This window comes from Sporosarcina sp. E16_3, assembly GCF_017347125.1.
GTDB lineage: Bacteria > Bacillota > Bacilli > Bacillales_A > Planococcaceae > Sporosarcina.
Map to the genome: position 1 here is coordinate 96,815 of NZ_JADPRX010000002.1, position 13,719 is coordinate 110,533.

At 36.4% G+C, this 13,719-nt stretch carries 7 protein-coding genes; 1 reads left to right on the plus strand and 6 read right to left on the minus strand.

Translation table 11 applies throughout. From position 1 onward, the window contains the following. Positions 1-6: 6 nt before the first annotated feature. The 6 genes from I2483_RS02975 to melA all read right to left on the minus strand — a co-directional run bounded on the left by I2483_RS02975 (position 7) and on the right by melA (position 12,489). Positions 7-1,275: an alpha-L-fucosidase gene (locus I2483_RS02975; protein WP_207173870.1), complete on the minus strand. Its 1,269-nt coding sequence runs from the start codon at positions 1,273-1,275 to the stop codon at positions 7-9. A gap of 285 nt (positions 1,276-1,560) precedes the next feature. Further along, the gene (locus I2483_RS02980; RefSeq protein ID WP_207173871.1) at positions 1,561-3,219 is read right to left on the minus strand and encodes a DUF4091 domain-containing protein; all 1,659 of its coding nucleotides are present in this window, start codon (positions 3,217-3,219) and stop codon (positions 1,561-1,563) included. An 82-nt stretch (positions 3,220-3,301) separates the two neighbouring features. Continuing rightward, positions 3,302-4,264: a formylglycine-generating enzyme family protein gene (locus tag I2483_RS02985; RefSeq protein ID WP_207173872.1), complete on the minus strand. Its 963-nt coding sequence runs from the start codon at positions 4,262-4,264 to the stop codon at positions 3,302-3,304. Between the two features lie 48 nt (positions 4,265-4,312). Further along, the gene (locus I2483_RS02990; protein ID WP_255550251.1) at positions 4,313-5,713 is read right to left on the minus strand and encodes a sulfatase family protein; all 1,401 of its coding nucleotides are present in this window, start codon (positions 5,711-5,713) and stop codon (positions 4,313-4,315) included. Positions 5,714-6,201: 488 nt separating this feature from the next. Further along, entirely contained in the window at positions 6,202-10,923 is a 4,722-nt protein-coding gene (locus tag I2483_RS02995) for an Ig-like domain-containing protein (protein WP_207173874.1), read from the minus strand. A 264-nt stretch (positions 10,924-11,187) separates the two neighbouring features. Then, positions 11,188-12,489 (minus strand): alpha-glucosidase/alpha-galactosidase, encoded by a 1,302-nt coding sequence (gene melA, locus I2483_RS03000; RefSeq protein ID WP_207173875.1) that lies wholly within the window; start codon positions 12,487-12,489, stop codon positions 11,188-11,190. A gap of 196 nt (positions 12,490-12,685) precedes the next feature. Here melA and I2483_RS03005 point away from each other — a divergent pair, with 196 nt between their 5' ends. Next, positions 12,686-13,579 (plus strand): AraC family transcriptional regulator, encoded by an 894-nt coding sequence (locus I2483_RS03005; protein ID WP_207173876.1) that lies wholly within the window; start codon positions 12,686-12,688, stop codon positions 13,577-13,579. Positions 13,580-13,719: the final 140 nt, after the last annotated feature.

Consider the following 13,719-nt stretch of genomic DNA (forward strand, 5'->3'; position numbering starts at 1 on the left):
AAGGGCTTAGTATTGCAACTGCTCTCCTACGCAGTGAAACGATAACTCCTTAATAATTGGCTCCCCATTACTTTTTAAAACTTCAAGAATAACACTTTTAATTCTAACCATCGGAATCTTTATAATTGCTTTATTCCCAATGTTTATACCTTCATAAACTGTAATGTGTCGCTGTGTTTTCGCAGTAATAATTGTAATCCTAAATTTCTGGACACTTTCGCCATTTTTTAAATCCTCTTGAACAACAATTTGATCTATCAAATGAGGTTCCCTTGCCTCATAAATCCACTTACCATCCCGAAACTCACAGTCCTCTATTTTTGCTATTGGATTGTCAAAGTGTCTACTAATTTCTTTACCGAATTCTAGTAAACGTTGCTCATCCTTTTTTGGAATTAACCCTTCTCTGTTCGGACCAATATTTAGTAATAAATTAGCACCCCGACCTACAGAATAATTGTAAATCCCCATTAGCTCGCCTAAGCTTTTCACTGTATGATCATCATTCTCACTATAAAACCAATTTGCCCTCATTTGCACATCACATTCAGCCGGTAACCATAGAAGATCTGCTAATTTATTTTGCTCTTCACTGTAAACAGAATAGTCAATACTATCCACTAAGTTCCAGCATGGTATTGGTGCGATACCATCTTCATTACCAACCCATCTAAAATCTGGATCGGCTATATTAAATATAAGTATGTTTGGTTGTAATGAACGAACTGTTGCAATAATACGCTTCCAGTCATATTCATGATTTTCAGATCCAGCACCATCAAACCATAGTATTTCAATATCTCCATAGTTTGTTAACAACTCTGTTATTTGATTGATAAAATAATCATCATATGCTTTTGCATCTTTGTTGCTGTAAAAGTCAGCTGCACCATCGTAAGGGGAATAGTATATACCCGGCTTTATATCATGGTTATGGCATGCATTCACAAATTCTTGAACAACATCACCTTTTCCATCCTTCCATGGTGACTGCACAACTGAAAAGTCCGTGTATTTTGAAGGCCAGTTTGAAAAGCCGTCATGATGCTTTGCTGTCAAAACAGCGTACTTCATTCCTGCTTGCTTCGCAGTCTTAACCCATTGTTGACAATCTAAATTTGTTGGATTAAATTCGGTTGGGTACATCGGTCTTTTATCAAAATCAACATATCCTTCGTAAAAGGTCCGCAATCCAAAATGAATAAAGAGTCCAAACTCCCATTGTTGAAATTCAAGTTGCCGTGCTGTTGGTTTACTTCGTTGTATTGTTGTCATCCTTTTGCCCCCAATGTAGGATTGCTTTCAAAAATCATGTGTATTGTAAAAATCAAATTTGCAGCCAAGCTACAATAAACCATTTGGCCCTTATTCTAAATTATTACAATCGTTATGAATGAAATTTCATATTAAGTAAGCCATTTTCAAAAGTTGAAAACACAGGCTAAGATATTGGATAGACAAGACGGGCTAGAACTTTCACCTTGTAATTAATTAAATTAACCTATTTACTCTGGAGTTTATTAACCTGTTGTCCCTGGTTAATAAACTTTTTAATTTTAGTTATTCAGTAAGCTCTGAAATTGCTTTGTTTACTTCTTCTCGTTTAGCCAGCAACCATTCACTGTCACGAGGATATTCACTAAAAGTGATTGGGTTTTCTAGTGATTCTTCTAGTAGTTCAATCACTTTCGCTTTTCCCACTAATTTCTCTAATAATTGTAATGCTCTTAAATCCTGCAGTACTTCGTAAAATACTTCTAATCTAATCGATTCAATAGGTCCTTCTTCTCCAGGGTAAACAAGAAAAGCATCCCCAGAGGGAAAACCCTTATCAGAATCAGTATTAGTAAATGGATCTATTTGATTTTTTGATAATCTTGAATACCAGAAGTTATAACCCCAGTGTAAAAAGCCAGCTATATTAAATTTATAGAACTGTATACCACTAATACGGTTACGAGCAGATGGGAAATTAAAGAAACGGTTCGACACTTCTTTATACTGCGCACAGCAATAATATGTCCATAAATTTGGTACATTATTTTCTAAAAAAGGCCCTATATGATTATTAGCAGGAATAGGCCTTTTCACGAGTCCTTCTTTATAAAATTGATAATCTGATAAAGCATCTATTACAGGATAATCTGATAAATAAAGATGAATCAAATCACTCGCTTTTTTATAGGAGCTCAATGAACTTGTGTCAGGTTCGTCTGACACATGGAAATAAACACTTTTTTCAAGCTGATGTTCTTTAATAAAATTAACTAAACTAGGTAAGAATTGTGAAAGGAACTGTTTATACGCTTCTCCATGTGCATCTGTTTCCCATCCAAATATTTGCTTTGATTCACCATTTTCTTTTGCAATAATCTTTGGTGCGTGATTTGCACCCCATTGTGTAAATAGATGGGAAAACTCAAAGTACTTAATTTTTCTACATGAAGCCATTTTTACCCAACGAAGTAATTTATCAAATCTAAATAAATACATATCTCCATCTTTTTCCACGTCCACTAATTGTACTGTTGGACGTTCTCCACCAACTTCAGTATCAAGGGGCGGGGTAAATAATGGTGTTAACAGCATATTCATACCATGGTCTGCAGCTGTTTTTACATATTGATCAATCAGTTTCCAATGCTCATCACTGAAAACATCAACATCATACCGCGTTGCCAAGCAATCACTATGAAACCAATGCGTACAAATGAGTTCTTGTTCAGGGAGTAAAGCATCAATCACTTCAAGTTCAAACGTTTCTTCACCAATTTTTTCTCCCTCTTCTACTTCGAAGACTACTTTAATCTGATGTAAACCAGTTTTAACAGCAGCATTCAGCTTGACTGTGATCCAAACTGAATGCCATTTTTGATATATCACAGGTATCTCATTCTCATTTAATGGATAAAGTGGATCAGGGTACAATCCTGGAGTAGACCTAAGTATGTGATCATCATGGTCATCATAAATAGGAAATTCTGATGGGACGAGCCCCACTGCCCTACTAGTTATTAGGTTGTGCAAATCACTTTCAATACTAATTTTTAAGTTTTCCAGGTTTTTTTCATTCACTTTATATGCGACCTGAAAAGAATATATTTCATTTAAAAGGGCTGAAGCTTTGCTAAATGATGGATCTACAATCTTCTTGTCTGCAAACACTTTTGCCAATGAACTTAAACAACGCGTTTCAAGCTTTTTATCAACTTTCCTCATTTTCACTATTTCTCCCCAATTATATTTCTTTCCTCGCTTTACGCTTCAGCATGATCCTTCATTCAAATTAATTAATCTATATTTACAAATCACCTACGACACATCTAAATCCAATATTCCCAGTTGAACTATCTGCTGTATTTGAACTACGTGCCGCTACTCGATAACGATTACAATAAGATTTATGGCATAAATAAGATCCCCCTCTCATTACCTTTGATTTCCCAAATTGAGGACCTTTTGGATTATTGAGCCCTCCTTTGTTATGAATGCTTGTTGCAAACCAATCAGAACACCATTCCCAAACATTACCAGACATGTTGTATAGTCCAAAGTCATTTGGTTTATATGTATCAACGGGCGCTGTTCCAGCATATCCGTCTTCTGATGTATTCATATTTGGAAATTCCCCCTGCCAAATATTACATTGATGCTCACCATTAGGCGTTAATTCGTTACCCCAAGGGAATGTATTTTGCTCAAGCCCACCCCGAGCAGCATATTCCCACTCTGCTTCTGTTGGAAGACGCTTTCCTATCCATTTACAATACGCCAATGCATCATTCCAAGAAATATGGACAACTGGATGTTCCAAGCGATTAGCAATAGAGGAATCCGCCCCTTCAGGTTGTCCCCAATATGCCCCTTCCACTACGGCCCACCAAGGAGTACCTGCAACAGTTTGCTTTACATCTTTCGCCATTTGTTTGGATAAAAAACTATAAAAGACGAAGGACCAGCCAAAATGTTCTGCTTCCGTCTTATAATTTGTAGCAGTCACAAATTCAAGGTACTCTGCATTTGTGACTGCGTACTTATCCATATAAAATGGTTGTAAGTTTACTTCTCGAATTGGACCTTCCCCATCTGCTGGGAATCCATCAGTATTGTTCGTCCCCATTCGAAACTCTCCGCCTGATAAATAAACCATTTCAAAAGTAGAGTTTTCTTTTTTTATCACTGTATTCACATGTGACTTTTTGGGGTTCTCTTTTAGTAATGGCCTAGTCGCAGAGCAACAAGCTAATCCGGTATTGATAGACATTGTATTCACCACTTTCCTTCTAAATAGGATAAGAATGGTCAACCGTTATTATTCTTCATCTAAAACTTTCGTTTTCAAACGATATAGTTCTGTTTTTAACATTCGCACTGTTTCGCAATAACCTGATTCATGATACACATTATTCATTTCATATGGATCTTTTTCTAAATCAAATAATTCCCATTCTGGTGTTCTAGATTCATCGACCGCATCTGATGATCCAAGTGCTTCACCATAATAATATATAAGCTTATACCTCGTTGTGCGTACACCATAATGTGCTCCAACCTTATGTTCGCTGCTTAAATGTTCCCAATATCTATAGTACATGGATGTTTGCCAATCATCAGGTGTTTTTGCTTCCATGACTGGACGTAAACTTGTCCCCTGCATGTCTGCAGGTATTGCTATTCCTGCATAATCAAGAAATGTCTGCGCAAAATCAACATTTATTGCAAAATCTTTTGTAGTAGATCCAGGTTTAATTGCTCTTGGATAACGAACCAGAAAAGGCATTCTAAGCGACTCTTCGTACATGAAGCGTTTATCAAACCATCCATGATCACCAAGGAAAAAGCCTTGATCTGATGTATATATAATCATTGTATCTTCCGTTAATCCTTCTTCATCAAGATAATCGAGCACGCGGCCGACATTGTCATCAATAGACGCAATTACACGTAAATAATCTTTAATATAGCGTTGGTATTTCCAACTTTTTAATTCTTGCCCTGATAAATTTTCAGGTGGGGCGTCTTTAAAATCACGTATTGTAAGATCACGATCAATTCTCATTGCTGCTTCTTTTGCAGCAGCTGAACGATTTGAATAATCATCATTGAATGTTTCTGGTTCGAGAATGTCTACATCTTTATACATATGTGCATGTTTTTCATCTGGATCCCACGGACGATGCGGTGCTTTATGATGACACATCAGCATAAATGGTTTATCTTTATTTCGTTTTGTCATCCATTCTAAAGAAAGATCAGTAAGTATATCTGTTACATATCCTTGGTAATTTTTTTCTTCCCCCATTTCAAACATCTTCGGCTCGTGGTAATCCCCTTGCCCCGGTAGTATGTTCCAGTAGTCAAAACCAGTTGGATTATGAATACCCCCATGCCCAAGATGCCACTTTCCGATAAGTGCCGTCTGATACCCCTTATCCTGCATTATTTTCTGAACAGTTTGTTGCCTACTGTCAAATTTATCACCAAGCGTTTTAACACCATTCATATGATTATAGCGACCTGTCAAAATAGCCGCCCTACTTGGTGCGCAAATGGAATTTGTACAAAAGCAATTGTCAAAACGCATGCCCCCGTCAGCAATTCGGTCTAGATTTGGTGTCTTATTTATTTTACTAGCATAACTACTAATCGCATGTGCAGCATGATCATCGCTCATAATAAAAATAATATTAGGCCTTTTTTGTTTAGTATCCAATTTTATTCCCCCCCCGTTATTTACTTCAGCTGAATCATGAAATAGAATATAGATGGCATTCATGCTAGCTTTACTTACTCATAAATCTTGTCTATTAACTTTAGAATACTTTCATTATTGACATCACCTTGTTGTTTAATATAGCAATAAGACTATAAAAATTAATCATTTTTCATTAAGCACATTTTTCTAATGAGGTCTCTTCTAACAAAAAATAGAAGAAAAACTTTTTTAATTATCTTAATTTACTGCTAACATTATAACCACCTAGAATTGACTATAGCAAGTATTTGTTGCCAAATAAACAAAAAGAATAAAGATCTAAATTAATAACTACCTGTAATCAATACTTCTTACTCAAAGTGATTCAATATATTCACAATCACCTTGTCGCTATTTCTTTTACGTTGGAAATAACAGAAGAAAACCCCACAGAATATAATCCTGTAGGGTTTATCGTAGTCTACTCGTTTGCATCACTTGGTTTACTATTTATCAAAAATGAAATGAATAGTATATACCCTAGTTTTTTTACCATCCTCTGATTCCACCAAGACCTTAGCTGTTGAAGGTACAGTTACAGTTGGTACTATGGTAATACCCGTATTATCTTCTCCCGTTGCTGTAATCTCTGGCATTTCTTCAAAAACACCTAACTCGACTTCAAATTCATAATTTCCATTACGTTGAACAAAGTCTTCAAGAATATTTTTGTCCCCTACCTTAATAGTAGAAATCTTTGGTTCGGTATAAAGTTTTGGCCACTTCGTTTGTATTTTTAACTCAGTTAAAGCTATAGCCATTCCAGTCTGTGCAGTCATATCAATCCTAATTGCCGATGTCCGTACTGGCTTAAAGGTATGCACGTTAGCTTTACATAATGTCATTGCTGATGGATTACTCTGAAGGTCTAGTACATCTAACCAGATACCCCCAGAGTTATATTGGATTTTTATGGAATCTGGATGTGATGATCTGTTATCAGCGTACCAATGAAGCTCAATATTATCCAAATAATAGTCAACTGGTTCATAGTCTCCGAAAGTTACCGAAACCCAGTCATTCGTACGATGTTTTTCTTGCCAATTTGTCCATCTGTTATGTGGTTCATTGGCATAAGAGATAAGATCGTCATTAATTGCTTCAATTCTGTCTTTAGAATTTGATTCCTTGTTAGTATAGGATGCTTCTGCCTTAGGATAGTCATAACCGTTTTTGGCCCTGCTAATATTCTGTTCTCCACCAACTTCGTCTGTTACCCTAATTTGTGCTTTCGCTTTAATTTGTGTTGTTTCTACAGATCCTTCCAAGTCAAATATACCTTCTATGTCAATTCTATCTAATGGTATCTCTTCCCATTTAACTTTTAACAGACCTTCCGTTCCATCACTGTAATATACTTCTAATTCATTCGGTAACTCCGGCAGTTGATTGCGTAATACCCCCTTCGTGATATTCTTAATGGCTACTACACCTTTGACAGTGACCTCTGCTATTGCTTTCATTGTTGTTCCCCCGACTCCACCGATTATGATGAAATCACCTAATTCCTCCATTTTCATAGGATCGATACTTTCCCATGTAACAGTAACATCCCGCGAAATCCCATTATTATACTGTGCACTGATTGTTTCTGGTAGAAATAATTCTTCACCTTTAGAAGCGATAACAGAAACTACTTCCAACCTCACAATGGATTTCTTCGTCAAGTTCTTTTCTATCGTTATGTTTAACTTTGGTGTCGTTACACTTAAACCATTATGGGTGATTGTTGCCGTTATGTTTACTTGTCCTTCCTCAAGAGCATAGAGTCTGTTATTGTCAATTTTAATTATTTTATTATCAAATTTATAGATTGGCTTTCCACTTGTAAAATCAACAACCTCATTATTTTCAAGCTGACCTGTAATCTTAAGACCCATAACATCGTCTTGAATAATGACATGTCTATCTGCGCCTAATACTAAAGATTGCAACTTAGGTTCCTCGGTTATCATCTGAATGCTATACTCGGAGCTTACTAATCCATCCTCAGATGTAACAAATACTTTCCAAATATCTGCAAATGTATAGGCGGGTAATATAGTTACAGATGCATTGGCTAGTCCTACTGCCTTTACTTTTGGAAGTTTGCTACCATATGGTAATAATAGCTCATAGTAATGTGTTGCAGCATTGAAGTTTTCTAGTGCTTCACCATTAACGCTAATCATGCTAAGATCTGCTATTCCACCTATATCGCTTTCATTTGTAATTCTAATATAGGCTTTTGCTTTTAAATCAGTCTCAGTAACATGACCATCTACAATAAATACTCCCACCCTATCTAGTTCCTCATTCGGAATTATATCCCAGACGACATGTGCTGTAGATGTAGTCCCATCACTATAAACAAGTGTTATTTCAGAAGGTAATTCTGGACATATACCAATCTTTGAAGCCGTTGCATAAGACTTTATCGCTACAATCTCTCTGACAGTGACTAGCGCATTTGCCTTGATAGTTATCCCTTCAATGCTACCCTCGACGCTAAATTTACCTACTGTTGCACAAAGCATTGGATCTATTTCATCCCATATCACATTTCTTATTTCAATTGAAGAATCACAATAAAATACCTTAATTCTCGATGGCAGATCAATCCCATTATCCATATCAACGACACTATATATCATATCAACGCCAGCAACTGACTTCTTCCCCTCATCAACTGCAGAAACAGTAAATAATCTGATAGAATCTCCGATAACCCCTGCTCCTGATGCATTCAAAGTTATAATCCCAGCTATTTTACTGGATTGAACGATTGCTAAGGCTTTTCCGCTGAATGCTTGTCTTTTACTGTCTTTGAACCTCTCAATACTAGCCGCATTGCCATTGTCAACTCCAACCAGTTCACCATTCCCAGATATACTAAACTGAACAAGGTTATCTGCAGTAGGGACTATATTTCCTACGCTATCAACAATATCAACGGTAATAAAGGATAAATTTTTACCATCAGCACTTAGAACACGCCGATCCGCCGTTAATCGCACTCCTGCAGGGTCACCAGCAGTAATTACGTGATCTATGGCAATGACATGATTATTTTCATCCTTGCCTACCGCTGTCAAGACACCAGGCTCAAAAGGAACCGACCATTCGAGGTAAGTATCGCCTGCGACTGTTTCTTTATAAGTCGAACCCCATAGCGTTTTCTTAACTACGTAACTACGCTCACCTAATGATATTCCATTCAGAATTAACTCAACTTTATAAGCATTTGTATAGGCTATGACCCTCACAGTTTCATCTTTTCCCCAGTTCCAGTGTGGCAAAATATGCACCATCGGTTCATCTTTCCATTGACTCTGGTAATAGTAATATATATCCTTTGGAAATCCAGCAGTATCAACTGCACCAAAATAAGAACTCTTAGCTGGGAAAGCGTTGTAATACGGGGTTGGTTCACCAATATAATCAAAGCCAGTCCAAATATACTGACCTGCAATATGTTTTAAGTCTCTATCATATTTCCATGCATCTTCTGCTGTTCTTCCCCACCCTACATAATCATTGTCATAAGACGATTGTTGTAAATCTTCATACTGTGTACTTAGATTGTAATCATATGGATGTGTGTATACCCCCCTAGAACGGGTAGCTGAGGAAGTTTCAGCTCCATAGATTTTCCAGTTTGGATTCTGCTCGTGGTAGCCCGCATAGTTATTCTCACTGTAGTTCAAACCGACAATATCAACCGTATCAAATATTTCCTTGATATGCTTATTGATTGGTGTGACATTCACTTTATCCGCTCTCGTTTTATCCTCACCAATTGTAGTAGGTCTAGTAGTATCAATCTCTTTAACCCAGCGAACTAAATTCCTAGCTATTGCAACTCCACTTTCGGTTGTTGTATCATAAATCTCGTTGCCTATTGACCACATAATAATACAAGGCTCGTTCTTACCTCTGTCTACCATTTCCTTAATATCATGCTCTGCCCAAGAGGAAAAAAATCTGCTATAATCATACGTTTTCTTTCCTTGCCCCCAACTGTCGAAGGCTTCATCCACTACTAAAAGACCTAGATTATTCGCAACCTCCAGGAGCTCAGGTGAAGCGGGGTTATGGGTTACTCTTATAGAATTAACTCCCATATCTTTCATTATCTTCAATTGCCTTTCAATAGCACGTGCATTTGTAGCCGATCCCAATGCTCCCAAATCATGATGCATACAAACACCATGTAGTTTCATGTACTGACCATTTAATGAGAAGCCTTCATTTGCATCAAAATCAAAGTATCGGATGCCAAACTGATTTTCATAAGTATCCTCAACTTTTCCATCTACCAAGACCTCTGTAACAAGAATATATCTGTATGGATTCTCGGTACTCCACAGCTCAGGATAATTGATTACTATATTTTCCTCAAAATGCGTTGATTTATCCTCTGCCGCAATTTTCTCAGCTGAGCATACAGTTGAAATGAACTTTCTATTTGTATCATAAATAGTCGATTTCACTATTACTGAGTTAGCTGAACCTGACTCATTATTAATTTTCGTCTTAATATTTACCATTGCATTACCTAGTTCATAAGCCGTACAAAGGTCTGGGGTAGTCACAAAAACTCCATATCTCGCTACATAAATAGGGCTTGTTACCGTTAGATATACATTCCTAAAGATCCCACTTCCAGAATACCAACGACTACTTGGTTGTTTGTTATTCACTTTAATGACTAGCACATTTTCCCTACCGTCTTTATGAAGTTTATCAGTAATATCATAGGAAAAAGCATTGTATCCAAAGGGATATATCCCTAATAGCTCTCCATTTAGATAGGCAGTGCTGTCCATGTAAACGCCATCAAAATCAATGAAAACTTTTTTTCCTTCCATAGATAATGGAATTGTAAACGTTTTCCGATACCAACCAATTCCACCATCCAAATATCCCGCTTCATGTGTCGCAGGGGAATTCGGATTAAACTCCAACTCGATACTCCAATCATGTGGTAAATTTAGTTGTCGCCATGATGAATCATCAAATTTAGGGTTCGGCACACTTACGATACTTTCGTTTGTTTCCCTTTGAAATCGCCATTCATCATTGAAGTTAATTCGCCTTTGGCCAGCGTAAGCAAAAGAACATTCAATTTCCGGGACAGATAAAGATGGATTAATACTTGATGCTAGTAGAGTAACATCTCTTTTCATTATATATACACATCCTATTTTTTAAGTACTAGATAAGAATATTCCTCACCGTTATTACTGAATACATTGTTATTTTATATTTCTAACTATTATAGTACCATTAATAGTTAGATTTTCCAGTGACTAATTTAGTTTATCAATCTATCCCTTAATTATTTTCAAAATTAATCATTTGAGAACGTATATAAAAAACGTAAAATAGGGGGACCCTATCTTACGCTATCCAATAGAAGACCACTGATAAGTCTAGTAGATTTGATATCATTATTTATACTTCGGCAACCAATCCCCATGTGCTTCAATCAATTCATCACACATAGCAACGATGTCATCGATAGATAGTTCTGCGGAAGTATGTGGATCTAACATCGCCGCATGGTAAATATGCTCTTTCTTGCCTGTCATAGCAGCTTCAATTGTGAGCAACTGTGTATTAATGTTTGTTCGATTTAACGCAGCTAATTGTTCAGGTAAATCACCTACATATGTAGGTGTAACTCCACTAGCGTCAACTAGACAAGGAACTTCAACAACAGCATTTCTTGGCAGGTTACTTATTAAACCACCTGTGTTCAACACATTTCCACCAATTTTAATAGGAACATTTGTCTCCATAGCTTCTAAAATGCGAGATCCATATTCATTTGAGCGGCCATGAGATAAATTACGGTCATTTACTAAATCATCTCGCATCTTTTTCCATCCTTCAATTTGGTTGACACAACGTCTTGGATATTCATCCAATGGAATATTAAAACGTTCGATTAGCTCTGGATATCGACCCTTGATGAAATATGGATGATATTCTGCGTTATGTTCAGAAGACTCGGTTATATAATAGCCAAACCGCGACATGAGTTCGTAACGTACCATGTCATGATGTTTTGTCTTTTGTTTTTCCTCTGCTCTTTTCTTAATCTCTGGATACAAATCTTGCCCATCCCGATTAATCTCAAGCAACCAAGCTAAATGGTTTATCCCAGCTATTTTCCATTGGACATTGTCTGTAGGCATATCCAATCCTCTTAATAATTCATCTGCACACACTTGAACACTATGACATAAACCGACAGTTTTGATGCCACTATACCTAAGCATACTCCCTGTTAGCGTAGCCATTGGATTCGTATAGTTTAGGAACAATGCGTCGGGACAAACTTCTTCCATATCTTTAGCAAAATCCATCATAACAGGAATCGTGCGCAAGCTACGGAAAATGCCGCCAATTCCAATTGTATCTGCGATTGTTTGACGAATCCCATATTTCTTAGGGATTTCAAAGTCTATAATTGTACTTGGTTTATAACCACCAACTTGAATCGCATTAATCACATATTTCGCATCTCTTAATGCATCTTTTCGATTTGTGTAGGATACGATACTAATTGTTGACCCTAAATTCTTTTTAATATTGTTAAGCATTTGTTCAGATTCTTTGAGTCGTTCATGGTTAATATCAAATAAGGCAATTTCAAAATCCTGTAAAGCGGGAACTGTCATGCAGTCTCCGAGTACATTTTTCGCAAAAACTGCACTACCTGCACCTAGAAATGTAATTTTGGACAAAAGTAAAACCCCCTACTATATTTTACTAGTCATTTTTTGCTACTAGATAATATTTACTAGCAATTTAGGTTTATTTCTTTTATACATATATTCATTCAATGAATACCCCTAAACTTCACAAATGACTGCTATAATAATCATATGGTTTCCGATTAATTTAAACAATGGGAATATTTATTGAAAGAAGGGTAATATATTGCTGTCTAATTTCCGCTCAATAAAATACGGTATATATGGTTTTCACTTTAAAGAATCAAATCAACAAAGAAGAATTGCTGGAATTCATTCCCTTGGGTTGGAAAAGCAAATGAGTACGTCCTACGACTGGGACGGACAATTCCGAACTGAAAAGGATGTGATTGTCTTCCAATACACCTTAAAGGGCGCAGGTGAAATTAGGATTAATGATTGCTTATATCGACTTGGAATTGGGGATGCTTTTTTCGTCAGGATTCCAGGTAATCACCGCTATTATTTACCTGCAGATAGCCCTGAATGGGAATTTGTTCATTTAACTTTATTTGGAGAAGAGGCTATCCGATGTTATAACGCTATTACAGATAATATAGGACATATACTAAAACTGGACATATACTCTACACCTATTACACATATCTTTGAACTCATAAATAGAGTATCTACTAATCAAATTAACGATGCTTACGAAGCATCTGCGCTTTCCTATTCTTTTCTAATGGAGCTACAGCGCTATATATTAAATTTTAAAAGTAATATAGAAATACCAGAATCAATTTCAAAAGCGATTCACTTTGTCAATAATAATTATGCTGAGCCTATCACCCTTGATGACATCGTACAATCGTCTGGGGTTTCCAAATATCATTTCACTAGAACTTTCCATGAAAAAACACATGTAACACCGATACAACACCTTACAAATATAAGAATAAAAAAATCAATTGAACTCCTAAAAAATAACAATTTAACAATTGAAGATATTGCGTTACAAGTAGGTTTTTCTAACGGAAATTACTTTACCAAAGTGTTTCGTGCATCTCTTGGGTTACCCCCTGGAAAATATAGAAACAGTAAATCATTCATCCCCATAGATCACCTTATTTTCGATTAATAACTGTTCAATCTATTTCACTCTTTCCATCATTTCCAGGGAGCTCGGAAGGATTTCATCCAGTTATCTAGTAATCAATCCCCTTTCAAACAGCAGATACAGTTGGTGTAAATTTTACATATACCAGTCTAGATAGGATG